Annotated in this window: 31 protein-coding genes; 29 read left to right on the top strand and 2 right to left on the bottom strand. The window is 67.6% G+C overall.

Features of this window, described 5'->3' with window-relative positions; genetic code table 11:
- Nucleotides 1-7 precede the first annotated feature (7 nt).
- The 27 genes from P5P86_RS11830 (at nucleotide 8) to P5P86_RS20100 (ending at nucleotide 24399) form a co-directional block, all read left to right on the top strand.
- The gene (locus tag P5P86_RS11830; protein ID WP_280607637.1) at nucleotides 8-592 is read left to right on the top strand and encodes a hypothetical protein; all 585 of its coding nucleotides are present in this window, start codon (nucleotides 8-10) and stop codon (nucleotides 590-592) included.
- Nucleotides 585-905 carry a DUF3850 domain-containing protein gene (locus P5P86_RS11825; protein ID WP_280607636.1) on the top strand — a complete coding sequence of 107 codons (321 nt, stop codon included), beginning with the start codon at nucleotides 585-587 and terminating at the stop codon, nucleotides 903-905. The genes P5P86_RS11830 and P5P86_RS11825 overlap by 8 nt, the downstream gene beginning before the upstream one ends.
- Complete coding sequence (locus P5P86_RS11820; RefSeq protein ID WP_280607635.1) at nucleotides 898-1146, top strand: hypothetical protein; 249 nt, start codon at nucleotides 898-900, stop codon at nucleotides 1144-1146. The genes P5P86_RS11825 and P5P86_RS11820 overlap by 8 nt, the downstream gene beginning before the upstream one ends.
- 708 nt (nucleotides 1147-1854) lie before the next feature.
- Nucleotides 1855-2124 carry a hypothetical protein gene (locus P5P86_RS11815; RefSeq protein ID WP_280607634.1) on the top strand — a complete coding sequence of 90 codons (270 nt, stop codon included), beginning with the start codon at nucleotides 1855-1857 and terminating at the stop codon, nucleotides 2122-2124.
- A 111-nt stretch (nucleotides 2125-2235) separates the two neighbouring features.
- A complete protein-coding gene (locus P5P86_RS11810; protein ID WP_280607633.1) occupies nucleotides 2236-2697 on the top strand; it encodes a hypothetical protein in 462 nt (153 codons plus the stop codon).
- Nucleotides 2648-4150 carry a terminase large subunit domain-containing protein gene (locus tag P5P86_RS11805; RefSeq protein WP_280607632.1) on the top strand — a complete coding sequence of 501 codons (1503 nt, stop codon included), beginning with the start codon at nucleotides 2648-2650 and terminating at the stop codon, nucleotides 4148-4150. The genes P5P86_RS11810 and P5P86_RS11805 overlap by 50 nt, the downstream gene beginning before the upstream one ends.
- 4 nt (nucleotides 4151-4154) lie before the next feature.
- Nucleotides 4155-4343, top strand: a complete 189-nt coding sequence (locus P5P86_RS11800; RefSeq protein WP_280607631.1) for a hypothetical protein — start codon at nucleotides 4155-4157, stop codon at nucleotides 4341-4343.
- The gene (locus tag P5P86_RS11795) at nucleotides 4340-5734 is read left to right on the top strand and encodes a phage portal protein (RefSeq protein ID WP_280607630.1); all 1395 of its coding nucleotides are present in this window, start codon (nucleotides 4340-4342) and stop codon (nucleotides 5732-5734) included. Before P5P86_RS11800 ends, P5P86_RS11795 begins: the two co-directional genes overlap by 4 nt.
- A complete protein-coding gene (locus P5P86_RS11790; protein WP_280607629.1) occupies nucleotides 5727-8072 on the top strand; it encodes a phage major capsid protein in 2346 nt (781 codons plus the stop codon). Before P5P86_RS11795 ends, P5P86_RS11790 begins: the two co-directional genes overlap by 8 nt.
- A gap of 98 nt (nucleotides 8073-8170) precedes the next feature.
- The gene (locus P5P86_RS11785) at nucleotides 8171-8617 is read left to right on the top strand and encodes a hypothetical protein (RefSeq protein ID WP_280607628.1); all 447 of its coding nucleotides are present in this window, start codon (nucleotides 8171-8173) and stop codon (nucleotides 8615-8617) included.
- 2 nt (nucleotides 8618-8619) lie between these two features.
- On the top strand, nucleotides 8620-8952 hold the full coding sequence (locus P5P86_RS11780) for a hypothetical protein (protein WP_280607627.1): 333 nt from the start codon (nucleotides 8620-8622) through the stop codon (nucleotides 8950-8952).
- Nucleotides 8952-9374: a hypothetical protein gene (locus P5P86_RS11775; RefSeq protein ID WP_280607626.1), complete on the top strand. Its 423-nt coding sequence runs from the start codon at nucleotides 8952-8954 to the stop codon at nucleotides 9372-9374. The genes P5P86_RS11780 and P5P86_RS11775 overlap by 1 nt, the downstream gene beginning before the upstream one ends.
- Before the next feature lie 17 nt (nucleotides 9375-9391).
- Nucleotides 9392-9691, top strand: a complete 300-nt coding sequence (locus P5P86_RS11770; protein WP_280607625.1) for a hypothetical protein — start codon at nucleotides 9392-9394, stop codon at nucleotides 9689-9691.
- An 87-nt stretch (nucleotides 9692-9778) separates the two neighbouring features.
- Nucleotides 9779-10225 (top strand): hypothetical protein, encoded by a 447-nt coding sequence (locus tag P5P86_RS11765; protein WP_280607624.1) that lies wholly within the window; start codon nucleotides 9779-9781, stop codon nucleotides 10223-10225.
- A 26-nt stretch (nucleotides 10226-10251) separates the two neighbouring features.
- Nucleotides 10252-10635, top strand: a complete 384-nt coding sequence (locus P5P86_RS11760; protein ID WP_280607623.1) for a hypothetical protein — start codon at nucleotides 10252-10254, stop codon at nucleotides 10633-10635.
- 45 nt (nucleotides 10636-10680) lie between these two features.
- Complete coding sequence (locus tag P5P86_RS11755) at nucleotides 10681-11028, top strand: hypothetical protein (protein WP_280607622.1); 348 nt, start codon at nucleotides 10681-10683, stop codon at nucleotides 11026-11028.
- 202 nt (nucleotides 11029-11230) lie between these two features.
- Entirely contained in the window at nucleotides 11231-15646 is a 4416-nt protein-coding gene (locus tag P5P86_RS11750; RefSeq protein ID WP_280607621.1) for a phage tail tape measure protein, read from the top strand.
- On the top strand, nucleotides 15643-18129 hold the full coding sequence (locus tag P5P86_RS11745) for an H-type lectin domain-containing protein (protein ID WP_280607620.1): 2487 nt from the start codon (nucleotides 15643-15645) through the stop codon (nucleotides 18127-18129). The genes P5P86_RS11750 and P5P86_RS11745 overlap by 4 nt, the downstream gene beginning before the upstream one ends.
- Before the next feature lie 19 nt (nucleotides 18130-18148).
- Nucleotides 18149-18322 (top strand): hypothetical protein, encoded by a 174-nt coding sequence (locus P5P86_RS11740; protein ID WP_280607619.1) that lies wholly within the window; start codon nucleotides 18149-18151, stop codon nucleotides 18320-18322.
- On the top strand, nucleotides 18322-18687 hold the full coding sequence (locus tag P5P86_RS11735) for a hypothetical protein (protein WP_280607618.1): 366 nt from the start codon (nucleotides 18322-18324) through the stop codon (nucleotides 18685-18687). Before P5P86_RS11740 ends, P5P86_RS11735 begins: the two co-directional genes overlap by 1 nt.
- 681 nt (nucleotides 18688-19368) lie before the next feature.
- Complete coding sequence (locus P5P86_RS11730; protein ID WP_280607617.1) at nucleotides 19369-20022, top strand: hypothetical protein; 654 nt, start codon at nucleotides 19369-19371, stop codon at nucleotides 20020-20022.
- Nucleotides 20019-20714, top strand: coding sequence for a hypothetical protein (locus P5P86_RS11725; protein WP_280607616.1), 696 nt, complete (start codon nucleotides 20019-20021; stop codon nucleotides 20712-20714). The genes P5P86_RS11730 and P5P86_RS11725 overlap by 4 nt, the downstream gene beginning before the upstream one ends.
- Complete coding sequence (locus tag P5P86_RS11720) at nucleotides 20711-21043, top strand: ubiquitination-like system serine protease family protein (RefSeq protein WP_280607615.1); 333 nt, start codon at nucleotides 20711-20713, stop codon at nucleotides 21041-21043. Before P5P86_RS11725 ends, P5P86_RS11720 begins: the two co-directional genes overlap by 4 nt.
- 2 nt (nucleotides 21044-21045) lie before the next feature.
- On the top strand, nucleotides 21046-21525 hold the full coding sequence (locus tag P5P86_RS11715; protein WP_280607614.1) for a hypothetical protein: 480 nt from the start codon (nucleotides 21046-21048) through the stop codon (nucleotides 21523-21525).
- 77 nt (nucleotides 21526-21602) lie between these two features.
- Nucleotides 21603-23507, top strand: a complete 1905-nt coding sequence (locus tag P5P86_RS11710) for a glycosyl hydrolase family 28-related protein (RefSeq protein WP_280607613.1) — start codon at nucleotides 21603-21605, stop codon at nucleotides 23505-23507.
- Between the two features lie 276 nt (nucleotides 23508-23783).
- Nucleotides 23784-23939: a hypothetical protein gene (locus P5P86_RS11705; RefSeq protein ID WP_280607612.1), complete on the top strand. Its 156-nt coding sequence runs from the start codon at nucleotides 23784-23786 to the stop codon at nucleotides 23937-23939.
- 4 nt (nucleotides 23940-23943) lie between these two features.
- Nucleotides 23944-24399, top strand: a complete 456-nt coding sequence (locus P5P86_RS20100; RefSeq protein WP_446724906.1) for a DUF6941 family protein — start codon at nucleotides 23944-23946, stop codon at nucleotides 24397-24399.
- Nucleotides 24400-24537: 138 nt separating this feature from the next.
- Here the strand turns inward: P5P86_RS20100 and P5P86_RS11700 are convergent, their stop codons facing one another.
- Nucleotides 24538-24891: a hypothetical protein gene (locus tag P5P86_RS11700; RefSeq protein ID WP_280607611.1), complete on the bottom strand. Its 354-nt coding sequence runs from the start codon at nucleotides 24889-24891 to the stop codon at nucleotides 24538-24540.
- Entirely contained in the window at nucleotides 24888-25046 is a 159-nt protein-coding gene (locus tag P5P86_RS11695) for a hypothetical protein (protein WP_280607610.1), read from the bottom strand. The genes P5P86_RS11700 and P5P86_RS11695 overlap by 4 nt, the downstream gene beginning before the upstream one ends.
- A gap of 504 nt (nucleotides 25047-25550) precedes the next feature.
- On the opposite strand from P5P86_RS11695, the gene P5P86_RS11690 reads away from it, so the two are divergent.
- Together P5P86_RS11690 and P5P86_RS11685 are read left to right on the top strand one after the other, a co-directional pair.
- Nucleotides 25551-26429, top strand: a complete 879-nt coding sequence (locus P5P86_RS11690) for a tyrosine-type recombinase/integrase (protein ID WP_280607609.1) — start codon at nucleotides 25551-25553, stop codon at nucleotides 26427-26429.
- Between the two features lie 170 nt (nucleotides 26430-26599).
- Nucleotides 26600-26821, top strand: a complete 222-nt coding sequence (locus P5P86_RS11685) for a hypothetical protein (RefSeq protein ID WP_280607608.1) — start codon at nucleotides 26600-26602, stop codon at nucleotides 26819-26821.
- Nucleotides 26822-26834 lie beyond the last annotated feature (13 nt).

Here is a 26834-nt window from a genome sequence, read left to right as displayed (position 1 = left end):
GCCTCTGATGGCCGAGAAGGCAGGACGCCCGGTTGCTGTTGGACTGCTCCCGCCCGTCGGCGTCGAGCAGGTCTCGAACGGAGAGGCAGACCAGCTGCTCGCGACCTGGGGCCACTACCTCGGGCCATGCAGCCGGCCGTTCGGCAAGCAGTCGTTCGTGCTGCACATCGACGGTCGACCGATCAGTCTCGCGACGTCGGCAAGCACAGTGAGCAGCGCCGTCCGGTTCTCCGACGACTGCACGATGCCGCGCGGTGAGCTGGTTGAGCTGGCGCGCCTGTGCACCGCCCCGGGTGAGCAGTGGGCGACCCGCGTCATGCTCCGGCTCTGGCGCGAGGTCCACGCCCGACAGTGGCCGCACTGGCAGGTCCGCGCAGCTGTCGCCTACAGCCAGAACGACCGCCATGAGGGCCGCATCTACCGCTTCGATGGATGGACGAAGGTCCGCGAGCTGCCCGCTTCGGGTGGTGGCGGCCAGTGGTCCGGCAGACGCACAGAGGGTCACGTTGCGCGTGGCCCCAAGACGCTCTGGTCCTGGCGCTACGACTCTCACATTCCGCCCGCCCCGACCACAGGAGATGACCATGACTGAACACATCCTCAAGGTGGTCGCTCCGTACTTCGACGCAGTGGCCGATGGCTCGAAGACGTTCGAGGTTCGCAAGAACGATCGCGCCTACCAGCGCGGGGACACGCTCGTGCTCTGGGAGTACGACGACAGCGGCCCGGGGCGACCGTGCCAGCGCTGGAACTGCCCCGAATGCAATCCGAGGCACGTCCGCAAGGTAGTCACGTTCGTCTACAGCGGCGATCCCAGGTTCGGCGGGATCGAGCCCGGAACAGTCGTCCTCGCCCTCGGCGACCCGTCGAGCCTTCCGTCCGAGGCGGGTGGCGGCCGTGGCTGACGCGAACGGTCGCCACATGGCGCAGAACTACGACCCCGAGACGGGCATCGCGATCATGAACGCCTGCGCGCCGAACTGCCGCTACCCGTGCACGCCGATCTGTCCACTGGACCCGGCCATCGAGACAAGCGCCGTGTTTGGACCAGCCGGCCTCGACTTCACCCCCGACGACTGGACGCGCTGGACCCACGACCCGGAGTACGCCCAGCCGTCGACCAGTACGTCCGGAGGCCAGTCATGAGTAAAGCAAGCAACGAGGCGAGGGCCGACGCCGCTGCTGCGGCCGTGCGTCTCGCAGAGGCCTGGGTTGCCTTCTGGGATGCCGTCGAAGCGTTGAGCCTTCCGTCCGTCGAGCAGGGAGGCAAGTGATGCCGACGACGCTCAGCGAGACGCGGCCTACGGCCCGAGCCGTGGCCTTGTGACAACTACTTGGCTCCGGTCACGTGCCTCACCGCGCCGTCGAGCGAAGCGGGTCGCTGTGACCACTGCGCAGCCCGCGCCGCATCGAGTAGTACGCCCGTTCACGACGACGGACCGGCATCAGCCGGCTGATGCGCGGTGGGCAAGCGGCCGGAGCTCGGCACCTACGTCTCGAGGGACGTGGGTGCCGGGCAGCTGTACACGGAGGTGCGCCTGTCGTCGGTGCGGTGCATGGTGTGCAAGATGCGTCTGGTCGATGTGCTGGCTGAAGCTGGCGAGACAACGCATCCGGCGTGCGCTGGCTGGCCGACCGCGTCGGGCGCCCGGCCGGTCAGCTCGGGACAGATGAAGCGGTTGCGAAGCGCCGTGACGCGCAAGAGGTAGGCAAGGCCACGCTCGATGTGACATGATTCGTCCCGCATACATCTCGCGCGCCCTGGAACAGGTTGAAGCGCGAGCGATAGAGACGCCCGAGGCCTAGTGGTCTCGGGCGTCTCTGCATTCCGGCTGAGCTCGGAGGTGGCTGATCGTGGCGAAGGCGCAGCATCGGACGGCCGAGTACGTCGCCGCCTACAAGGCGCTGAGGCGGGCACAGGCCGCAGGCGAGTGGCATGAGTGCGTCGAGCCCCTGTGTCTGGCGCCCACACGCTTGATCGCCCCTGACGACCGGGCCTCGATCAGTCACGATCCATCGGGTCTGCTGATCCTCGGCCCCAGTCACCTGAGCTGCAACCTCAGCGAGGCGGCAAAGCGCGGCAACAGGATGCGAGCGACGCGGCGTCGGCGCCTGGTCCTCTGACCCACCCCGGGGGCGGGGTCAACGACGGGCCAGCGCTCAGGCTGCTGACCGCCGCAGTCGGCTTCTACTCACACGCCAGATTTTTTTCGTCGGGCAGGAGGGCCCCCAGGGATGGCCACGAATCGCCCTCTGCGCGCCGTCGGGCCGGATGAGACCGCTCAGGACGCGGCGCGGGCTACGACGAAGAAGACGGCCGCCAAGGCGCCCGTGAAGAAGACAGCGGCGAAGCGCCTAGCCGCCAAGCGCGCGCCGGCGAAGACGGCGACCACCCCGAAGAAGGCACCCGCAAAGCGGGCCATCGCGATCCAAGGGGCTCCGCCGAAGAAGAAGCCCGTCAAGTCGCTGGTCGACGCGATCGAGCACGGCAGCTACGAGGACGTCCTGGTGTGGCAGCGGAAGGAAGCCGTCAAGTCCCTCGCCACTCTCGGCGGCCCGGCTCTGGCCGCCATGCATCGCCAGATCGCGCAGCTGTCGAAGGAGATCGAGTCGATCCGGGCGGCGAAGACCGAAGGGACGGACATCGGTGAGTCAGCCGACCTCCCGGACGAGGAGTACGACCCGGACGAGGACTAGCAATCCACGCGGGCCGGCCAACCGCAAGCCGGGCTCCGGGCCTCCTACGAAGAAGCTCACCGAGGCGGCCCGGTACTTCATCCGGCCAGCCGGGATCAAGACGACTGCATGGCCATCGGTCGGCGAGACCTGCCGCAGGCTCGGTGCGACCTTCGACCCGTGGCAGGACGGCGCGGCTCGCGCGATCCTCGGTAAGCGGGCCGACGGGACGTTCGCGGCCGACGCCGTCACCCTGTCGATCCCCCGCCAGGTCGGCAAGACGTACCTGGTCGGATGGATCGTCATCGGGCTGTGCATCGTCCAGCCCAAGACGCTCGCGGTTTGGACGGCACACCACGGTGCCACCGCAGCGGACACGTTCCGCGATCTGAAGGCGATCTGCCAGCAGGCGAAGGTCGCTCCGTTCGTCCGGTCGATCTACGACTCGGGCGCCCGGCTCGAGATCGTCTTCACCAACGGGTCGCGAATCGTCTTCGGCGCCCGGGAGCACGGCTTCGGCCGAGGCTTCAAGAAGGTCGGGATCCTGATCTTCGATGAGGCCCAGATCCTCACCGCTCGCGCTGCCGACGACATGGTGCCGACAACCAACCGGCACCCGAACCCGCTGATCTTCTACATGGGCACCCCGCCCAAGCCGTCGGACCCGAGCGAGCACTTCACCGCGCTGCGCACCGAGGCGCTCTCGGGCGAGTCATCCGACACCCTCTATCTGGAGTTCTCGGCCGACCCGGGTTGTGACCCGATGGACCGTGAGCAGTGGGCCAAGGCGAACCCGTCCTACCCGCACCACACCACCGCCCGCGCGATGCTCCGCATGCGGAAGAACCTCAAGGGCGCTGGCGCGTTCGAGCGCGAGGCTTTGGGGATCTGGGACGACTCCACGCTGACCGGGGTGTTCACCACCGGCGCGTGGGGACGAGCTCTGCTCAAGACGGGAGAGCCAGCGCCAGGCGCACCACTCGCGCTGGGCGTCGCTTCCGATCTGGACCAGGTGTGGCTCTCGCTCGGCGCGATCCTCGCCGGCGAGACGCCGCACATCGGCTCGGTGCTGCGGGTCAGGGTCGGTAGCGGGACAGCGACCTTCGTCGCCGAGGTCAAGCGCATCCAGGTCGAGCGCGGCGGAATCCCGGTAGGCATCGACAAGAAGGGCCCGGGATCCTTCCTGATCCCCGAACTTGAGAAGGCCGGCGTCGTGCTGAGCTTCCTCGGCTTCGACGACTACGTGCAGGCATGCGCCGATCTCGTCGACCTGATCGAGCGGCGCGGTGCAACACACGGCGACTACGCCGACCTGAACGACGCCGTCGACTCGGCGACCTGGCGCAAGGTCGGCGACCGCCGCGTATTCGCCCGCAAGAACGGCGACATCTCATCGCTGGAGTCCGTGGCCGTCGCGCTGCGCGCAAGCGCTCTCGCCGAGGCCAAGCCGAAACCATTCGCATTCTGGGGGTGACCTGTTGAAGCTCGCACCCGCCCTTCTGGTGCTCGCGTTCCTGGCCGTGGTGACCGGAGTTCTGCTCCTGAGCATCCCGGCCGGGCTGATCGTGGCCGGCGTTCTGCTGGCTGGTGCCGGCGTTGCACAGCTCGAGCGGCCCACTCTGCCCGCGGCTGAGCCGCGGCCCGGTCGACGAGGAGGTACCCAGTGAAGCTGTGGGAGCAGCTCCTGGCGCGCCCATCCGCCGCCGACCAGGCCCGCGGTCTGAGCCTCGACGAGCTGATCGGGGCGTTCACCGACCCGCAGACTGGGCTGCTGAACACCAGCTGGGGCAACCTGTCCGACGAGGAGCTCGTCACCAGCGTCGAGCAGGCGTACCGCGAGAACGGGCCGGTGTTCGCGCTGATCGTGGCGCGGATGCAGATCTTCTCGCAGGCGCGTTTCCAGTGGACCCGCTCGACTGACGGCAGTCCCTCGGATCTGTTCGGTACGCCGGACCTGCAGGTGCTGGAGTTCCCCTGGCACGGCGCCCGTACGTCGGCACTGCTCAACCGGATGGAGCTTGACGCCTCCACGGCCGGCAACTTCTTCGGCCGCCGGCTGCGCCGCGGGAATCGCCAGCGCGGCACGTTCGAGGACCGCATGGTCCGGCTCCGCCCGCAGTGGACAACGATCCTCCTCGGCTCACTGGAGGATGCGGAGAACCCGTGGGAGGCCGCCGACGTCGAGGTCGCCGGCTACCTCTACAAGCCGAACGGCGACGCCGGTCAGACCGTCGTGCTCGGCCGCGACGAGGTCGCGCACTATGCGCCGCTGCCGGACCCGGTCGCGAACTTCCGTGGGATGTCGTGGATCACGCCGTCGATGACCACGGTGAAGGCCGACAGCGCGTCGGAGGTGCACCGGTTCAAGTTCTTCGAGAACGCCGCGACGCCGAACCTGGCGATCAAGTTCGACCCGTCGGTCACCGTCGACCAGGTCAAGCAGTTCAAGCAGATGCTTGAGGACGAGCACCGCGGCCGGTTCAACGCCTACAAGACGATGTTCCTCGGCGGCGGGGCCGACCCGATCGCTATCGGCAAGGACTTCCAGCAGATGGCGTTCGTGGACGTCCAGGCCAAGGGCGAGACCCGGCTGGCTGCGGATGCCGGCGTACCACCGTCATGGGTCGGCTTCTCCGAGGGATTGCAGGGCTCGGCGCTGAACGCGGGCAACTTCGCTGCGGCCCGCCGACGCTTCGGTGACGGCACGCTGCAGCACCTGTGGGAGTGCGCCGCGACCGCGCTCGAGGTCGTGCTGGAGCGACCGGCCTCCCAGGGCAACCAGGCGCCGGCCCGGCTGACGCACGACCCGCGGTCGATCCCGTTCCTGCGCGAGGACATGAAGGATCTCGCGGCGGCACGTCAGCAGGACGCCACGACCATGCAGAGCCTCATCCACGCCGGGTTCGAGCCCGACTCCGTCGTCGCCGCGATGACGACGAGCGACTGGTCGAAGCTCAAGCACTCCGGGCTGGTCAGCGTCCAACTGCAGAAGCCCGGCGAGAACCCCACCGGCCAGACCACCAACCAGCCCACCGAGCAAGGAGGCAGTGATGCCTGAGGCACTGACACTGGATGGCGAGGCAATCCCGCAGCGCCTCGACATCGACATCGTCCGCAGTCGCGACGTCCGCACCGAGCTGCGTGCCGCCGAGCCGGCCGAGGACGGCACCGACCCGCAGGACGCCGGCCCCGGCACACTGGTCGGCGAGTTCTCGCTGTTCAACGAGTGGTACGAGATCAACTCCTACTGGGAGGGCCACTTCATCGAGCGGCTGGCGCCCGGGGCGTTCAAGCGCACGATCACCAACCGCACCGATCAGTCGCCAGTGCGGGTGATCCTCGAACACGGCTTCGACCCCACCGTCGCCGACAAGCCGCTCGGTGTGCCCAGCGTGCTCGAGGAGCGGTCGAGCGGCGTGTACGCCGAAACCCCGCTGTTCGACACCTCCTACAACCGCGACCTGGCCCCGGCACTCGCGGGCGGCGCCTACGGGCAGTCGTTCCGCTTCCAGCCGCTGCGCGACGAGTTCATCGAGCCGGACTCCGACGGCTGGGAGGACACCGGCAACCCCGCGTGGGCCGCGTTGCCGCAGCGCACCATCACCGAGGTCCGACTGATCGAGTTCGGGCCCACCATCTGGCCGGCCTCCCCCGCCACGAACGGCGTCACAGGCCTGCGGTCCACCACGGACCAGTTCTACGAGCAGCTCGCTCGCCGCGACACCGTCGCCTACGAGGCTGCCATCCGAAGCGTCCGGGGTTCGCGCGCCCCGGCCCCGAGGGCTCCCGAGCCCGAGGGCACCAGCCAGCGCACCACCGAGGACCCGCACGCCGGGCACTCCAAGGCCACCCCTGCACCCGCCGAGCAGGCGGCCCGCAGCAAGGCCGCGGACCCGCCTCCGGTCAAGCACTCCACGGCAACCACACCCAACCCGTCCAGGAAGGACACCGTCATGGCGAACATGACCATCGAAGAGCGTGCGGCTCGGATGACCGACATCGACGCTCGACTCACCGAGATCAACACCGAGCACCGCGGCGGCGCGCTGCCCGACGACGTTCAGGCCGAGTGGGACACCCTCGCCACCGAGCGCGCCGGCCACGTCGAGGCCACCGAGGCGCAGACCAAGCGCGAGGAGTACCTGCGCTCGATCGCGGACAACCCCTCCGCAGGCGAGTCGCACGACGCGCCGGCCGCTCGCAGTGCCGCGTTCGGTGCTCCCAACGTGCGCAAGGTGGTCGACCCGTACGACCTCAACGCGATGCGGACCAAGGCCCGCAGCCTCGACGAGCTGCACGGCCTGATGCACGAGAACGCGATGCGGGCCGTGGAGTCGGCACGCTTCCCGGGCGTCGAGGACCGCTCGGCCGCGCAGGCGACAGTCGTCGACCTGCTCCAGCGGGTCGACGCCCCCGACGTGCTCGCCCAGCGGATCCTTTCGACCGGCTCGCCGGCCTACGAGCGGGCCTTCGGCAAGGCGATCAGCAAGAAGCCGCTCTCGGCCGAGGAGCAGCGTGCGCTCTCCCTCGGCTCGGACGAGGACGGCGGCTACGCAGTGCCCTTCCAGCTCGACCCGACAGTGATCCTCACCAACGACGGTGTGACCAACCCGCTTCGTGGGCTGGCGCGGGTCGTGCAGATCACCGGCAAGAAGTGGGAGGGCCTCACCTCGGCCGGCATCACCGTCACCCGCAAGGGAGAGACCGACGAGGCCAACGACGACAGCCCTTCGTTCGACCAGCCGGTCGTCGACACCTCCCGTGTCGACGGGTTCGTGCCGTTCTCGGTCGCTCTGGAGCAGTCCTGGGCGGCCCTGCGCGACGAGCTCACCATGATGCTCGCCGACGCCAAGGCCACCGAGGAGGCGACGTCGTTCGTCACCGGCGCCGGCACGGCCGTCACCGGTGGCGGCACCCTGCCCCAGGGCGTCCTGACCGGCGCCACCAACCTCGTGCAGACCGGCTCGGCCACCGCCCTGGCCCGCACGGACCTGTTCGCGGTGAAGAACGCCCTGCCGCACCGCTTCCGCAACAACGCGCAGTGGCTGGCCGAGGACTCGTTCTACGACGCGGTCCGCGGCCTCGACGAAGACGGCGACATCTGGGCGGCGCTGGCCGACGACAAGGGTCAGCGGCTGCTCGGTAAGCCGGTCAACGAGGCCAGCGCCATTCCGGCGTTCGCTCTCACCGCTGGGAAGAAGGTCGCCGTCTACGGCGACTTCCAGCGAGGGTTCATCATCGTGGACCGCATCGGCATGAGCGTCGAGCTCGTCCCGCAGGTCTTCGGCGCCAACGGTCGCCCGACCGGCCAGCGCGGCATCTTCGCCTGGTGGTTCAACGGGTCCAAGGTGCTCGTGCCCCAGGCGCTGCGGACCCTGCAGATCAAGGCCAGCTGACCCCGTCAGCACGCCCCTGACCGGGCGGCCCCGGGTGGACGTTGATTCCGCCCGGGGCCGACCGCTCCACCCACCCCGTCAAGCCGAAGGAGGCAGACATGGCTGAGGTATTCGTGGCCAACAAGACGGCGATCGTCGACTACGAGGGCGCGCCGACCCGCATCAGGAAGGGCGTCACCCGCGTCGAGGAGAGCCACGCTCTGCTCAAGGACCATCCGGACCTGTTCTCGCCGGCCGAGGCGAGCTCCCAGTTCCGTGTCCGTGACGCTCGCGACGAGCCGGGCGCCGCGTACGCCTCGCTCAACGCGAAGGATCTCAAGGCCGAGATCGCAAAGCGCAACGAGGATCGCGAGGACGACCGCAAGATCGTTCCTGCCGGTCGCAAGAACCACGACCTGGTCGCGGCGCTCGTGGCCGATGACGCGCAGGCGTCGCAGACGGGCGCCGCCGCCGACGCCGCCGACGGTGAGGGCGCTGGCGACACTCCAGACGCCGGTGAGCCGGCCGGCCCCGAGCCGGGCACCGACGCCGAGCCCGAGAGCTGACGATGGCTCTCGACGCTGCCCTCCTGCGCCGCAAGGTCGGCGCGGGAGGGACCGTCACAGACCAGGATCTGACCGATCTGATCACGCAGGCCGCAACCCTGGTGACGCACGAGGTCGGAGATGTCGAGGTGCCCGAAGAGATCCTCGATCGCGCCCACCTTCTGACGGCGGTCCAGCTGTACAACCAAGACGCCGCCCCGAACGGCATCGTCAACCAGCAGTTCGCCGCCGACGATGGCACTGCCGCGACGCCGATCCGGATCGCGCGCGATCCGCTCGCCGCAGCGCGACCCGTGCTTGCGCCGTGGATCTCAGCGAAGTTCTGGGTCGGCTGATGGGCACCAGCATCGATGGCGCCTTCACAGCGCTGGTCGACCTGCTCTCGGATGCCACCATCACGATGGCCGACCACGTGCTCCCGGTCGATAACGTCTCAGCCTTCGTACTCAATCCGGTCGCACCGCCGTTCATCGAAGTGCTGCCCTCGATCGCCAACGGTTATCTCAGCTTCGACGACGAGGGTTTGAACTTCGGCAACGCGGTCCTGCACATGACTGTGCTCGTCGCCGTGCCGAGTGCGGACAACGACGTCGTGGTCGGGCAGATCAACGACCTGATCCTGCAGATCGCCGCAGCGATCGCCCCGTCGGCTCTGTTCTGGGTGGTCAACGTGGCGAGCCCTCAGGGTGTCGAGGCTGGCAACCAGATCTATCCCGGCGTGGCGATCGAGGTCGCCGCCCAGATCCCTCTCATCTGATCCGGAAAGGAGCTCCCGTGAACGAGGAGCAGAACACCCCACCCATGGCAGCCGACGACAACCCTGGGGAGAAGGCCGCGGACTACTCGGACCAGGTCGTGAAGGCGGTTAAGGCCGCCCAGCTGCGCGTGTGCACCGAGGAGGTGCCCGAGGGTCTTGAAATCCGGCTCAAGGCGGCCGCCGAGGCGAAGGCCGCCGGTGTCCGGGAGTGGCACCTGTCGGGCAATCGCGAGGCCCGCGAGGTCGAGTCCCCGTTCTTGCGGCACGGCCAGCCGGCCGCGCCGGAGAAGCCGTCCCGCCGAGGCCGGCGCAAGTAGCACCCAGCACCACCCACAGCAGCACCAGCATCCAGCCCCGAGGCGGCCGCCCCGGGGCTTTCTTCATGCCCGGAAAGGGGTAGCAACATGGCCGGCACTCTGCCTCTCGGCACGCGCCTGATGACCATCGAGATCGACGGTGACGCGTTCACCGCAGAGATCTCCTCGGCGAAGCTGTCCGCAGCGGACAGCGACTCCGATTTCGTCACCTTTGCCGCCGCGGCGGCTGGTGGCTCGAAGGACTGGACCCTCCAGTTCACCGCGGGACAGGATCTCTCGTCCGAGTCGCTGCAGATGAAGATCATCTCGGCGGCCGGGACCACGGTGCCTGTCGTCCTCGCCCCGTACGGCGGCGCCACCGCGTCGCCGACCAACCCGCAGATCGAGTTCGACGCGGTGATCGCGGCTCCTGACGGCGACTTCATCGGCGGCGACGCGAACGCCTCCGCGAAGAGCCGCCAGACGTTCAGCGCCAGCTGGGAGATCCCCGACGGCATCGGCCCGTCGAACTTCAAGACGTCCAGCGGAAGCTGACGTCCCAGCCTGGAGGTCTGATCGTCATGGCGTACGCCGTCGTCCGCGTCGAAGGTCTAAGCGCCACGGTGCGTGCCCTGGAGGGCATGGGCATCGAGGTGATGGACCTGCGCAATGCGATGGCCAAGATCGCCACCCAGAGCGCACAGATCATCCAGGCCCACGCGCCCGTTGGGGAGACGGGTCGGCTACGGGCCGACGTGCGGGGCAACCGAGCCAAGGCCAAGGCCGTGGTCTCAGCTGGTCGCACGTCGGTCCCGTACGCCGGTCCGATCAACTACGGGTGGAAGGCCCACCACATCCGGGCCGCCATGTTCATGCAGTCCGCCGACGCGCGGATGCAGTTCCTCGCGCCTCTGATCCTCGAGGCCGAGATCAACCGTCTCCTCGTCGCGCGCGGGCTCGCCTGAGCTCGTCCGCGACATCCGTTTCCCCAACACCAGAAGGACAGTGCCATGACCAAGAGCAACACCCCGACCCCGAAGCCTGCCGCCCCGACCATGACTCTCGGCGAGGTCATGGACTCCGTCAACGGGCAGGAAGAGATCGACCGCTGGGAGGCCTTCCTGGGCAGCACACCGGCGACGGTCAACTGGTTCAAGCGGAACTCGATCTTCGTGCTGAAGCGTCGTGAGGGCCTCAGCGTCGCCGACGCGAAGAAGTTCGTGCTCGAGCTGCCCGTGGGAGAGCTCGACGACTACTTCGCGCCGGACGCCGAGGACGAGGACGATCCCGACGAGCCGCAGCCGCTGGGCAAGCCGGAGACCGAAGCGGGAAAAGGCGCCGAGCAGCCCGAGCAGTAGCCGAAGAGATGGCGGCCTGGTGTCTGACCACCGGCCAGCCGTCGAGTGAATGGAAGCGCCTGTCGCAAGTCGAGCGCGACGCCTTCCACACCGTGCGCGAACGCGCCGCCAGTCAGTGACCGGCGGCGCGTTCGCGCGTCCCGTCTGAGCACCGCGTCACACCGCCCTTTGGAGAGGAGCACCGCTGATGGCCAGTCGTCCCGTGCGGATCGCGATCACGGCGAACGGCGCTGCTGCGCGCTCCGAGTTCGGGAAGACCGCATCCGCCGCCGAGACCATGGGCGCTCGGTTCACAGATGTCTCCAAGACCGCGACCGGCATGGGCAAGACTTTCGAGCGGATCGCGAAGGTCGGAGCGGCGATGTTCGTCGCCGAGCGCGTCGGTGAGTACGCCGGCGAGTTCGTGAAGACCGCCGCCAACTTCCAGTCCGCGATGAACCTGCTCGTTACAGCGGGCGGTGAGGCTCAGTCCGCCATCAAGGGTGTCTCGGACGGCATCTTGAAGATCTCCGGCCAGACCGGCACCTCGGCAGACGATCTCGCTGAGGGCATGTACACGATCGAGAAGGCCGGCTACCGCGCGGCCGACGGTCTGAACGTGCTCAAGATCGCCTCGGAGGGTGCACGGGCAGAGAACGTGGACATGGCGACGATGACGAACGCGGTCACGTCGATCATGACGTCATACCACGCGAAGGCATCGGATGCCACGAACATCACGAACGAGCTCGTTGCGGCCTCGGGTGCGGCGAAGACGACGATGCAGCTCTACGCCGGCTCGCTGGCCTCGGTGCTGCCGTCTGCTTCAGCAGCTGGGATCTCGTTCGCAGAAGTCGGCGGCGCGATCGCGACGCTGACCCAGCACGGGACTTCTGCCGATGAGGCGACCCAGGAGTTGGCGAACACGATCCGCAACCTCGCGGCGCCGAACCAGGTCGCCTCGAAGGAGATGCAGCAGCTCGGGATCAACGTCACCGACCTGTCGAAGAACCTCGGCAAGCGTGGGCTGACGGGGACGCTGGATCTGGTCGTGAACGCGATCGGCAAGAACATGGGCAAGTCCGGCCTGGTGATGCTCGACGCGTTCCGCAAGAGCAAGTCGGCCTCACAGGACCTGCAGGCCATGTTGAAGTCGATGCCGCCGAGCCTGGCGAAGGTGTCTCAGGGGTTCCTTGACGGCTCCGTCGGGATGAAGGACTACAAGGACACTGTCAACGGGCTCGGCGGGTCCCAGGCCGCGATGGGCACGCAGTTCCTGTCGCTGGTGAAGTCGACCCAAGGGTTCAACCAGCTGCTCACCTCCGGGTCGCCGGCGGCTCAGACCTTCACCGACGCCCTGAAGCGGATGCTCGGCGGCGCCACCGGCATGAACACCGCGTTGCAGCTCTCTGGTGAGAACATGGCCGGCTTCAAGACGCGCGTCGGGGAGATCTCGGAGGCCGCCAAGCGTGGCGGATCTGACATCTCGACCTGGGCCAAGACCCAGAAGACCTTCTCTGTCGAACTCGATCGGACCAAGGATTCGCTCGAGGCGCTTGGGATCAAGGCGCTGCTGCCGCTGCTGCCGAAGATGGCCGACGGGTTCGCGAAGGTCGCGGACGAGCTGAACCAGAGCCACCCCACGTTGGAGGCAGCCGGTCATCTGATCGGCGATGTAGCTCACGCCGTGGATTCGCTCCCTGGTCCGCTGAAGTCGGCGGCTCTGCAGGCGGCTCTGTTCTACCCGATCATCGGCAAGCTGCAGATCAGCATGGTCGGGTTCGGAACGTCGATGCGAAACAGCCTCGGCCGTAACGGGCTGGTCGGTTGGACCTCGGCCCTGCGTGACACGGAAACTCGGTCGACTGCCGCCGGTCTCGCCGTTCTCAAGATGGGCGAAGTGGCGCGCGCAGCCGCGGGACCGCTCGGGATGGTGGCGCTGACTCAGGGCATCGGCAAGGCGGACACCGCGGTCGGGGGTCTGGAGACGACCCTCGGTGCAGCGGCCGTCGGGTTCTCCGTGGGTGGCCCGTGGGGGGCCGCTGTCGGTGGAGCGGGCGGGTTGATCTACTCGCTGGCGAAGCGCGTCGAGGGTGCCACGTCGGACATGTCGGCGCTGCAGGTGCAGACAGCCGAGGGCATCAAGGTCAAGGTCGACAAGTCTTCGGTCGACAGCCTCATCACGTCGCTTGAGAAGGCGCATGGTGACTACAAGCTGCTCGACCAGGACGCGAAGACGCAGGCACTGGGCGGAAAGGTCACTGCCGGACAGCAGGCCGCGGTCACGACACGGACGGGACTTTCGGCGAAGACGCAGGCCGACGCGTACGCCGGGGACCCTGGGGCGATCAAGGCAGCGCAGAAGGCCCTCGACGGGCTCACCGCTTCGCTGGACTCGTTCAAGGCCGCCCAGGACCAGGCTGCCTCCATCAGCTCCTGGAGCACGTGGAGCACCGACATGTCGACGGTCGGGGCGCAGGCGACCCAGGACTTCGCAGCGTGGGGCGATGCAGTACAGGCGGCGTTCACGGCCGGATCGATCAACGCGAAGACCTACGCCGCGGACATGAAGACGGTTTCGGCTGCCCAGGCCGACGGCACGGAGACCGCACAGGAGCGGAACCAGGCCATCGCTGCGGCGAACGACCTCTACGCCGCTGGCGGGAAGGCGTCGAAGTCATACTCGGACGCGGCGAAGGCCCTCAAGACCGAACTCGGCACCGGTGCGCAGGTTCAGGACGGCTACAACGCGAGCGTTCGCGATCTCGCGTCGTCGCTGGGCATCACGGTGGCCCAACTGCACAAGCTTCCGGCGAAGGTGCAGTCGAAGGTCGAGCTCGACGGGGCACCGCAGACCGCCAACCAGGCGAGGCAGCTGCTCGGTGACCTGGGCAAGTTCCTGGAGTTCAAGCAGCTGCGTTCGGTGGTCAGCCTCGACGGCGTGGCGCTCTCAAGCCGGCAGCTGGCGAGTTACCTCGCACAGGTCCGTGCGACGCCCCAGCAGGTGGTCACGGCCTACAAGGCGAACGGTGTCGCTCTCACCAGTTCCGAGGTCGCGGCCCTGCAGAAGCAGTTCGACCTGACTCCGAAGGAAGTCAGTGTGCTGCTGAGGGCGAAGGGTTTCGACGCCGCGAAGAGCAGCGTGCAGGGGCTGGTCGCCGCAGCGAGTAGAGCTGCAGGACAGTCCGCGGGGCTCGGTTCGTCGGCTGGCTCGTCGTTCGGTTCGGGGTACACCAGCGGGATCGCGAAGTGGACTGGCCCCGCGCAGTACGCCGCGGCAGCGATGGCCAATGCGGCGCACGCCGCCGCGATGCACGCTCAGGACTCGCACTCGCCGTCTCGCAAGGCCGCAAAGCTCGGTCGCTGGTTCAGCGAGGGATACGCGATCGGCATCGCCGACCCGTCGATCGTCGCGCAGGCAACGAAGGGTGGTGGCGACCTCGCGAAGGCTGCGGCCAAGGGCGCGGACAAGGAGGGGAAGAAGCACGCCCAGAGCAAGAACGGGGCGATCATCTCCGACCTGCTCAACTCGCTGCTGACCGGAGTCAAGGGCGGCTCGATCGACGGGGCGCTGAGCAAGATCTCGGGACTCGTTGATCGGAAGATCACGGGCAAGCACCAGACCAAGCGGCAGAACAAGATCCTCGATGCACTCAAGCCGCAGGAGAACACGGTCAAGGCGCTGGCCAAGCAGTACGACGCCATCTTGTCGGGCACGAACGCGACCGGCGACGGCCCGTCGGCTCTGGCTGGGTTCAGCAAGAAGCTGAAGGCTGAGATGCTCGCCGTCTCGAAGATCACCGGTGACCAGATCAACAACCTGAAGGACGCCCAGCAGGCGTTGCAGGACTACGAGAAGGCCGCCTCTGACTACGCAGCGTCGATCAAGGATGCGGTCGTCGCAACCGGCGACATCACCACGCTAGGCATCAACCAGCAGACCGGTGGCGTGTCGCTCTCGGTGCTGCTCTCGGACATGCAGTCCAAGGTTGCGGCAGCGGAGAAATTCAAGATCGACATGGAGAAGCTGACCAAGGCCGGGCTGAACCAAACCGACCTGCAGCAGCTCTACGCGGCGGGCCCGGACTCGTTGGCGACTGCCGACGCGATTCTGTCCGGTGGGGCAGCTGCGATCAAGCAGATCAACGGCCTCTCGGCGCAGTTGACCGCGACCGGCGCGGGCCTCGGTGCCGAGGCCAGCAAGACGTTCTACAGCGCTGGGATCAACGCAGCCCAGGGGCTGGTCGACGGCCTGAAGAGCAAGGAGGACGCCGTCGCGGCGCTGGGCAAGAAGATGGCCAAGAGCTTGGTCGACGAGGTGAAGAAGGAGCTGAAGATCAAGAGCCCATCGCGAGTGTTCAAGGAGATCGGAACCTTCTCGGTCCAGGGGCTCGACTCCGGGTTCAACACGACCGCGATCAAGCACATTGGCAGCAGTTCTGCGACGACGCTCATCAAGGGCTTTGGTCGGCCGGCGCTCTCGGCATACATGAGCACCTCGGCGACTTCTGCGGCGGCTGCTTCCCGACCACAGGCGATGCACCTGACCGCTGACCAGCTCAGCGACCTGCTGATGGGTCAGAAGGTACGGGCGTGGATGGCCGCGGCCGACGGCGTGGGAGTGAGGCAGAGCGCGTGAGGAATGCAGATCAGGGCACCCTGCGGCTCGAGGTCGAGGCTGACCCCACCGGTCTGGTCAACGGCATCAAAAACCCCTCGGGCGACCTCGGGGCGTGGGGGTGGCTCACGCCGGTGACGGCGACCGCCATGCGGGGCGGGGTCGGTTCGTTGGACCCGTGCCTGACGTTCGCCTCGACGGCGACGAGCGTCAGCGCGATGTGGTTCGCGTCCGAGGAGACGCCGGTGGCACCGGGCGAGTTCCTTGCTGCCTTCTGGCACGGGCTGGGGCAGCCTGATGGTGGCAGTGCGGACATCTTCTACCAGGCTCGGATCGAGTACCTCGACACGGCGCTCGCTGTCGTCTCGACGAGCGCACCGTACCCGGCTGCAGGTAGCTACCTCGGCACTACTGGTGAGGACGAGGATCGTGTCTTCGGGCCGTTGACGATTCCGGCCGGTGCCGCGTTCGCCCGCCTGCGGTTCGACTTCTCCGACAGCACAGGCAGTGTCCCGGCTGCGGCGTTCTCCTACGCCTTCCGCAAGGCCACCCTGGTAACCGCATCGACCTCAGGGGCACTGGGGCCGTCGAGGACGAACGCGCTCGCGAATCATGACTTCTCCGCGGCAACGAAGATCTGGGTTCCGGCGTCGGGTAGCGCAGCTGGCCGAGGCGCCGGCGTGCTGCAGGTCCAGCTTCAGCACGCGCCGTCACCTACGTACTTCCTTGGGTGCATGTTCCCGGGGACGAATGCTGCAGGCGTGCCGGTCACCCCCGGTGAGACGTGGACCTTCACCTTGAAGCCTGCGGCAATCACCTCGAGTGGGCAGACTCTGCCGACCAGTGACGGCCAGATCTACATCAGCTGGTTCGACGCATCCGGCAACGTCCTCGCCCAGACGGTTGCCGTGCTCGACAAGGACACCGGCAGCCCCGGAATGGAGCACGCGTCGATCACGGCTGTCGCACCGGCCGGTGCTGCTCGGGCGATCCCGGGCTTCCGCTTCCAGTCCGGAATCTCATGGAGCGGCGTAGCGCACTCGGCCTTCTGGTTGAGTGCGGTCCAGTTCGAGCGCGGTGACACCTTCACCGGGTTCATCGAAGGCACTGTCACCGACGAGATCGGCTACGTCACGCCGGACCTGTTTGTGAACATCCTCGGCGACGTCCGCTCGATCGGCATCTCGGGCCGCGGGGAACTGCAGGTCGGGACCCTCACGGCGACGGTGATCAACGCGGCGCTCGACCCGGCGGTCGCGGCCTTCATCAAGCCCGACAAGAGGGTCAGGGTGATGGCTCGGACCGGTGACACGGGCGCCGAGGTGTCGGATTGGCAGCCGATCTTCACCGGGCGGCTGATTCAAGCGCAGGTCGCTTACAACCTGCTCAATGCCAAGGAAGCGAGACGGGCAACGATCACGCTCACGGCGGTCGACAACGTCTCCAACGCTGCCCAGGTAGCCCGTTCAGAAGGTGTCGCGACGATCGCTCAGCTCCCCGCGCTACTCGAAGGTGCAGGCGTGCCGTGGAACGTCAACGGATCCGGTGACGAGATCCTCACGGTCCCCGCGGCGGTGTCCTACAACGATCAGGCCAGCCTGGTGGATCAGATCGCGCTGACCAGGGACTCGGTTCTCGGGTACGCCTGGGCAGACCGGTTCAACGTCATCCAGGTCTGGGACCGTGATCGCCTCTCCTCGACGGTCAAGGCCGTGCTCGACGAGTCGGCGTACAACCAGAACCCGAGCATCGACTACGACTCCGACCGGGTAGTCGACAGCGTCACGGTGACCCTGCTGACCTACGATGCCGGCCACGGCGTAGCGGATCAGCAGACGTTCGGTCCCTATGTGCTCCCGGGGACCAAGGGCACGCACTCGACGACTTTCACCGTCGCAGGCCTCACCGCGGCTGAGGTAGCGGCCTACGCCCAGCAGGTCCTCGATCTCAACGGCACCGCATCGAGGCGCGTCAACTCGGTCGTGATCCCGATCCAGGTCGATGAGGCGACCGGGCTCGTCAACGAGCTCGCCCTACTCGACGTCTACGACCTTGTGACCGTCATCAACGAGCGAGCGGCCATCAACGAGGGACACCGGATCATCGGCGTCAGCCACGACATCACCGCCCAGGACCGCGGAACCGGTGGCCCGGGTGCGAAGTGGTTGATGACCCTGAGCTTCGCGGGTGATGAGTCGGTGGCGATGCCACAGCTGCTGCCCAGCGCGCAGGTCGGTCCGGTCGGTCCGTCGGCCGGCCTCCAGAAGGGCAGCATCACGGCTTCTGGGTCCCACGCTGAGTGGACCGGTGCAGTGACCTTCCCGGAGGAGTACGCGACAACCCCGAACGTGCAACTCACAGGCGTCTACTCCACCAGCGGCGGCGGGGTCGGGATCTTGTGGCACGTCGTGACCAAGTCGACAACCGGCTTCACCTGGCGCTGCACATGGCTCGACGGCGGTACGCACAGCACAGGCGGATCAGCGGACTGGGTTGCCCAGTGACACGACAAGGGGGCACCCGATGGCCATTTTGACCTGCCACACGGACGGATGCCGCTCGGCGGCCGTCGCTATCGAGCTCGACCTGACATGGGTCGACCAGAACGACGTGACCCACACCGTCGAGAACGTCACATGCGGAAGCTGCGGGCAGGCGATCACCGACATCGCCGAAGATAGAGAGGGTTCCACCTGATGGCCGATGAACCGGGTGGCTGGGAGCTCAAGCGGACGCTGGAGGCACTTGAGCGCGGCATGCGGGAGGGGTTCGCCCAGACCAACGCCCGCTTAGACAAGCTCGTGACGCAAGACGCCTTCCAGGCCGAGCAGCGCCGCGTCGAGGACCGGCTCAAGGCGATCGAGCGCGAACAGGCCGAGGAGAAGGCCGACCGGATTGAGGCCGTCGCTACGGAGAAGCGCGAGCGTGAGGCCGGCGACAAGGGGCAGCAGAACCAGCTCGACAAGTTCTCGAGCAACTTCCGCTGGTTGTTCGCTTCTATGGTGATACCGATCGCCTGCGTGCTGCTCGCCTGGTTCCTTGCTCGTGGGGGTGCGCGATGATCAGCACCCGCCGGAGCCGCCCCTGGATCCTCCCGCTCGTCTCGATGCTGCTGGTCGGCCTCCTTCTAGGGTTCGTGCTCTACCAGCTCGACCACCTCTCCAGTCGCCTGGACCAGTCGCAGACCGACCGGCAGCAACTGCACGATCAGCTCGTCACCCAGCAGCATGCTGCTGAGCAGCTGGCCAAGCAGGTTCGGAGGATGGGTGGCACGCCTGTAGTGACGCCTTCGCCAGCCGTCAGCGGAGACGCCGCCGGCGCCGTCGGGCCAATCGGACCCTCGGGGCCGCCCGGCCCTCGCGGGATCGCAGGACGTCCGGGCAAGAACGGGACAACCGGAGCGAGCGGAGCAGCCGGCGCGCCGGGGCCAGCTGGGTCTTCGGGCGTGAGCGGGGCCAAGGGCGACACCGGAGCCACCGGCGCGAAGGGCGACACAGGTGCAGTCGGAGCGACGGGTCCGCAAGGCCCTGCGGGCGCGGATGGAGCACCCGGAACCAGCATCACGTCCGTCGACTGCACCAGCGGAGTCGGCACATTCGTCTTCACCTTCAGCGACGGCACCACACGCACTGTCACCTGCGACCCAGTCGCAACTGCCCAACCGACGCCGTGAAGCCCTGACCTTCATTTCCCCGAAGTGAAGCTGAACGCTTCACGACAACAACTCAACAGAGGAGACAGCCATGCCCCGCACGCCTGCACAGGTGCTCGCCACCATCCGAGATCTCGCTCGCCGCAAGGTCGACATCGGCACGAACGACTGCCAACTCAACGCCCACGACATCTACCTCATCGGGTCCGGCGCGGCGACCGCCGCTCAGGCCTACGAGCGCGCGCGGTACAAGCACCCGCTGCCGAACCGTCCGAGCGACGAGCAACTCGCCGCGATCCCGCTCGGCGCCTGGATCTTCTGGGGCGGCGGCCAGACCATCTCCAAGGCGACCGGGAAGCCGTCGGGGCACGTCGCGATCTGGGCCGGTCGGGTCGGCGGAGTCTGGTCGGTGTGGTCCCCCGGTGCGCCTGGCGCCGGCAACGGCAACCACTGGACGCTGGTGCCGCTCACCGCGATCGAGGCGGGCTGGCCTGCGCACTTCCTGCTCGGCTGGACCGAGGACAACAACGGTGTGCGGGTGCCCGAGCTTGCGCCCGCCGAGCCGAAGCCGAAGAAGCAGCGCCCCGCGCTCGTCCGCAAGGCCCTGGCCGGCGGCCGTGCCTACGGTGCGCTGCTCGCTGCCGCCGCGAAGGTAGCCGGCCCGACGCAGAAGAAGAAGCTACAGGCCGCGATGGCGAAGAACCGCGACTCGATGGCCAAGGCCAAGGCGGTGAAGAAGCGGTGACGCGCCGACTCGCGCCGCGCGCACACCCGGCTGCTGCGCCCGAGCGGATCCCGGACTGGACCAACCGGTTCTTCCACAACGACGACCCCAGCGGCGCCGGCTTCCACGGCCTCGCGCTCGGCCGAGACCACGGCTACACCAACGCCGACATCAACGTGAACGCCTGCAAGGCCGGCAAGGTCCTCCAGCTGCTCCTCGGCCTGGTCGGCGTGCTGATCAACACGCACTGGATCGACACCGGCCACGATCACTGGCGCTCCGCCGCGGTGAAGGGCAACGTGAAGCTCCGGACCCTGACCTGGCCCCAGGTCCGCAAGCTGCGCTCGCCCGGCGGGTTCCGGATCCGGCGCATCAACCAGATCATCCGGCGCGCCGCGAAGCTCGGCTACACCCACCTCGAACTGGAGCTCAAGGACGGCGTCGACTGGCTCCCGCACAAGGTGCTGGTCGCGCTGATCCGGTCCGCCGAACGCGTCGCCGCGGCGGTCGGCATCGAGATCTACTGGAAGACGCTCTCGGACATCGGCAACCCGCTCAAGCGGGTCAAGGCCGTGCACGCCGCCGGCGGTGTCGCCGTGCTGCTCCCGCGGGATCACCCGCACCTGTCGGCCGACGAGTGGTGGCCGCACCTCGACTACTTCCGCGGCGACCCCGACGACATCACGTGGACCCACGCCAAGAAGGCCGCGTGATCCACGGCGCTCTGGCCGAGGGCAACCGGGTGCTGTTCTGGTGCCCTGGCTGCGACGAGGCCCACACGATCGCCGAAGGCACCTGGACATGGAACGGCGACCTCGAGCGGCCGACATTCACACCGTCGGTCCTGGTCGGAGGCGTGCAGTGGGACAGCGCCTCCGGCTTCCACAAGCCGAACCACACCGCCGTCGCCGGCGAGTCCATCGTCTGTCACTCCTTCGTGACCGACGGCCAGATCCACTTCCTCACCGACTCCACCCACGGACTCGCCGGCCAGACCGTCGAGCTGCCCGAGTGGCCCATCACATCCTCCAAGGAGGCCTGAACATGAGCACCACCAAGCTGAGCAAGGCACTCGCCCGCGCCGGCGCGCACATCCGGGAGAACGCGAAGGCCTACGTCGCGCTGGCCGCGACGACCGCGACCGGGCTCGCCGAGATCACCACTGGCGGCGAGACCGGCATCGTCCTCGCCGCCGTCGGCGCTGTGCTGACCGCGTACCTGACCTGGCGCGCCCCGAACGCTGACCCGGCCCAGGTCGCCGCCGACACCGAGGCAGCGATCGCGGCTGTCGAGCAGATCTCACCCAAGGTCGGCGAGGCGCTCGACGACGCGGCCACCGGCGCGGCCAAGGTCGAAGCGATCGTCAACGCGCACCCCGAGATCGCGACCTACACCAAAGCCGTTGCCATCACCGAGCTCGCCAAGCTCGGCGTGACCAAGGGTCTGTCGAAGAAGCGCGTCGGAGAGCTGCGGAAGATTCTCCGCGACGAGCTCGGGAAGCAGAACAGCGAGGTGTCGGAGTGACCTGGCCTTCAGGGCTTCCCAGCCGCCTGTGTTCGATCGGGCCGGACTTCGGCCTCGTCTCCGGAGACGACTATGGGATGGACATCACAGTCACCTCGAGCCGGCCGTTCATGACCTGGGCAGCGACCGGAGCCGGTGCGCTCGGCGACTCTGAGGTCATCTCGATCGAACCTGGGGTGGAGCAGACGTTCACCCTGCCGGTGACGGACTCTTCCGGCTGGTTGATCGGCGGTCTGCCCGTCGATGTGACGGGCGGGAAGCAGTCGCACGTCTACAACCTCACCCTCAGGCCTTGGATGTATGGGGCTCTCGGGGTGAAGAAGTACGCGTCCGCCACGATCACGTTGACTGGGGTCGCGGTTCCGAGCGGCTCGGGGACTCTCGACCTCGACAAGGCGGTCGCGACGGCGGGATCGCAGGGCGGGACGGTCACCATCCCGGATCTTGTCGCGGATCTTCAGGCATCAGTGGCAACACCGGCCGCCCAAGCGGTCGCGGCTCGCGACGCAGCACAGACCTACGCGGCACAAGCTGAGACCATCTCGGGCATCGCGACCACCGATGACGCCGTCTCGGCGCTGATGGATCCGGAGCTGGGGCCCAAGACCACGGCTGGGCTTGATGCACGATATGGAAGACGGATCTCGGTCCAGACGTTCGGCGCAAAGGGCGACTACGACCCCATCGCCCGTACCGGCACCGACGACACGGCGGCCATCGACGCCGCGGCCGCAGCCTGCGCGCCCGGTGACACGCTCTACTTCCCGGCGGGCTACTACAAGCGCACCACCGCGCTCCAGGTCCCGGCCAACGTCGCCGTCGCGGGAGACGGCGTCGCGGGACTGTGGGGCTCGATCTCGTCCTTCAACTCGATCGACGTGCCCGTGGTGCCGCCGTACCTCGCCGGCTCGGTGATCGTGCAGTGCGGCTCGGGTGAGCACGGCTTGGTGATGGCTGGGGCCGGTTCAACGAATCACGTCACCGGCCTCGGCATCCTCTTCGACAGCCCGATCCGGTTCACCGACACCGGCAACGGCATCCACGCCGTGCCGCCGACCAAGGACGGTGCCTACGACAGCGGCGTCCAGGGGTCGCACTGGCGCAACGTCATGGTCTTCGGCCACGACGGCGACCACCACGCCTACCGCGTCATCAACGGCATCTACAACCAGATGGACCTGTGCCACGGCTACGGCGGCGGGCTGCTCTACCTCGAGGGCAACGGGACCACCGGCGCCTTCTACGGCAACTTCCTCGGCAACCAGGTCTACGGCCAGCTGTTCGTCGCCGGCACCGCTCACGGCGTACACCTCAAGGCCGTGAACGGGCTTGGGATGCTCCAGTTCAACCGGCTCCAGCTGTCGACCACCCACAAGGAGGACTTCGACCAGGCGGCCAGCTCCAGCCAGCACATGCTGTTCTCCGAGTGGGCAGACGGCACGACCGTCAACAACGTCTCCTTCATCGCCGCCGACCTGGAGACCAACGTCGGCGGCACGATGGTCTGGCCCAACGGCACCCTCTTCGTCGACCCGGCATCACTCATCGACGGAGACTTCCCGCGCTTCACCCCAACGAGGCAGGGAGCCCAGGCCTACGCCAACTCCCAGACCATCCCGCGCTCAGGTGGCTGGAAGAGCCTGAACTTCTCCGGCACCGAGTACGAGTCCAACCCGAGCTGCTGGTCCAGCGCATCACCGGCCTTCGTCAACGTGCCCGTGTCCGGGATGTACCACATCATCTGCCAGGCCTCGTTCCCCGGCGCTGCCGGCGATGTGTACGTCGGCTACGACCTCGGGGCGACGAACTCGGGCGTCCAGCACGGACACGGCCAGGGCGGCGGTACGAACCCCTCGATCGAGCACACCGACATCCGCTGGCTCGACAAGGGCACCAACGTCGTGCTGAACGTCGGCGCTGATGGGTCGGGCACGCAGACCGTCAGCGAGGCGCGCCTGACGATCTTCCGCGTCGGCATCTGACCGTCCTGCCTGATCAAGAAGCGAGCCCGCCGGCAGCTGGCACTGCACTGGCGGGCTCTCGCGGAGGCGCTGGACTCGTCAGAACAACATCAGCGCCATCACGCTGCCGTGGACTCTATCCGCAGCGGGCAGCCGCCGTCCCGCTTTCGGCGCTCGACTGCTCAGGACTCGGCAGCCTCGGCCGAACTACACCTGTGTCATTGTCAATCCGGGCAAACTGGTCAGCGTCGACTCGTTGAATGGCCAGCGAGAACCTGAGCGAAGGGGATCTATCAGATGACTATCACCATCACGTCCAACAGCGACTATGTCGTGCCCGCGGACGCGCGCACGGAGGCGCTCGGCTCAGCTCAGCAGTTCTACGTTGACCCGAAGCCGCTGGTAGTCAGCGTCCAGGGAGCCGGCGTCACCGCCGTCACCACCAGCCGCTGACGTCTTGAAGGGGATCCTGATCCTGTCTGACGCCGCACAGGCTACGGACGGGAAAGTCAGTGCTCTAGGAGTCGGCTGGCGCGACACCGTGAGCCCTACCCCTCCGATGGGTCTCGTCGTCTTGATTGACTGCCCCTGGGACCAGACGAACACCAAGCACAACGCCCACATCGAGTTGGTAGACACGGACGGGAAGCTCGTGTCGTTCCAGCAAGGTCCCATGGGCCAGCCGATCCCGGCGATCGCGATGGATGTCCAGATTGAGACTGGTAGGCCCCCTGGGTTGCCGCCCGGATCTCCGCAGCGCGTGTCGCTTGGCGTGAACATCGGGCCACTTCCCCTGCCGCCAGGCCAATACGAATTCCGGCTCTCGATTGACGACGAGGCTATGGACAGCTGGTTGAGCAGCTTCATCGTCCGGGCCAACCCGGGACCGCCGGCGTTCATTCCGAAGCGATAGGCCGAAGGATTCACGACACCGCCCCGCTCTCCATCACGGAGGGCGGGGCGGTGTCGTGCGTCCAGGGGGACACAAGGGTGACGCTCCACCACGCCGAGCCGTTACACCGGCCGCCGCCGGCCGAAACCGACCAGCGACCTACGGCTGCCCGATCCCGCCGCGCCGCCCGTCCCCCAGCGCCTTCAGCGTCTCGTCCGCATGGGGCTCCATACCTCCCGGGTCGGCGCCGGCCACGATCAGCAGCGGGATCGCCAGCGGCTCCACCCACCGCACGTCCGGAGCATGCCGGTGTGCACCGAGCATGCTTCCCGCCACGATGGTCAGTAGGTCGACCCGCAACCGCGGCGGACGGCCCTGGACCCGTTCCGTCGCGATCTCCACCAGCTCAGCCACCGCCACCTCCTGCTGTGACCGCTCGAACACATGCCGCCGAGCGGTGCCGTCCAGCCGGGCGATCGTGATCCGGTCCCGGTCCGCGCCGTGCGCGCTCATGCTGTCGGCCAGCGCGAGATCCCCAGCAGCTTCGTCTCTGTCGGCACCTGAGCGTCCAGTGCAGCGCGTGCCTCGTCGTAGGTCTCCCCCGACGCCTGCACCTCGACCGTCGCGGCGTCCGGCGCCGTCCGGATCGTGCCGTACAGCGTGATCACGGCCGTGCCGCCGTCCGCTGGGCCCGGCGCGCGGCACGCCGCCGCGGACGCGCCACCGAGAGGTTCATAGCGCGTCCCAGCCCGGCTGCGACTGATCCTCCTCGCCGGCGCGAGCCTGTGCGGCCAGCGACGGGTGCTCGGGTCGGGAACGGCTTGGACCGCAACGAACAGTCATGCCGTCCTCGCTCCACGTGCACTTCCATCCATGCTCTGCATCCATGCCGAGGGACGGTAGGCGTGACCACCGACAGTCTTCGGATCGCTTGTTGCAACGGCCAGGTCGTCGTTCGGAGGGCGTACCGGTCCGCGCATTGCGGGTTGACTCGAAGTGCCACGGAGAGTATCTGTTGATGCCCAAGTAAAACGGCCCGGACGGTGCGCCAACACCGCTACCCGGGCCTGACCCACCTCACTGCTGTAGACAGGAGGTGCGCTGTGGCGCACGCTACCCGCATTCACCCCGCTCCGTCCGCAACCGGCGCCGTTCTGGCCCCGATGCTGGGCATGCTCAACGACCAGCCGGACTACGTCCGGCACGGGGTCGCCTTCCTCGCCCGCTACACCGGCCAGACGTACCAGAACTACCGCTACCACCTCGACTGCTGGATCCAGTGGTGCCTGAGGGCCGGCCTGGACCCGCTGCACGACGTACAGCGCGTCCACGTCGAGCTCTACATCCGTGAGCTCATCGAAGCCGGCTACGCGACCGGCACTGTGCATTGCCGACTCGCACCGGTTCGAGGCTTCTACGACATGGCCGTCTACGACGACCTGATCTTCAAGGACCCAACCCGCGGGTCACGGCTCCCGAAGATCACCGCGAAGCGCAAGCAGCCCTTCGACCGCGACGACCTGCGCCAGCTGATGGCCGCCGCCCGTGAGATCAGCCCTCGGCATCACGCACTAGTGGTGATGCTGTCAATGCTGGGGATGCGGATCAGCGAGGCATGCTCGATCGACGTGCCCGACATCTACAACCAGGAGGGCGGCTACCGGGTGCTGCGGTTCGTCGGGAAGGGCAACAAGCCGGCGGCGATGGCGATCCCGTATCAGGCGATCCCTGTCCTCGAGGCCCAGGCCGGTGATCGCCGCGACGGGCCCCTGCTTACGACGCTCGACGGCCGCCGGTGCCACCGCCACACCGCAGCCTCGCTGGTGAAGGTCGCCGCCAAGCGCGCTGGGTTCGCGCCCGACCGTGTGCACCCGCACCTGCTCCGCGCCGCGGCCATCACCCTGCTCATGGACTCCGGCGTCGGCCTCCGCGAAGCGCAGGACTTCGCCCGCCACGAAGATCCCCGCACCACGAGGAAGCACTACGACCTCAACCGCAACGACTACGGAACCCAAGCCACTCACCTGCTCGGCGCGCGACTCGCTGTCTGAAGCGGCGGCAGATTCTCGTGACAGCACTGGCCTCATCATGGGACGCTCACACAATGGCGAGCTGCGCGGTTCCTGGTTGCAACGAAAGCCGTGTCGACGGGGAGTCTTTCTGTCCCGGACACGGACCGAAGCCCACGGCATCGCGACCGAAGCTCAAGCCGAAGGCACCGGTGTCGGCCCCTCACGCGACCAAGCTGGTCTGCCCACATTGCCAGGTCGAGGGCAAGGTGCGGACGCGGCAGGTCAAGCAGAAGCAGGGCATCAGCGGCGGGAAGGCAACCGGTGCGGTCCTCACCGCCGGGCTGTCGGTTCTTGCTACGGGCCTCTCCCGCAAGCAGCGGGTGACCGAAGCAAGCTGCGGAAACTGCGGGATCACCTGGCACATCGGCTAGGGAACCCGTAACT

The sequence above is a fragment of the Nocardioides sp. BP30 genome (assembly GCF_029873215.1).
In the GTDB taxonomy this organism is placed as follows: Bacteria; Actinomycetota; Actinomycetes; order Propionibacteriales; family Nocardioidaceae; genus Nocardioides.
Note: the sequence above shows the minus strand (reverse complement) of the source record. Positions and strands in the feature narration are given on the sequence as shown.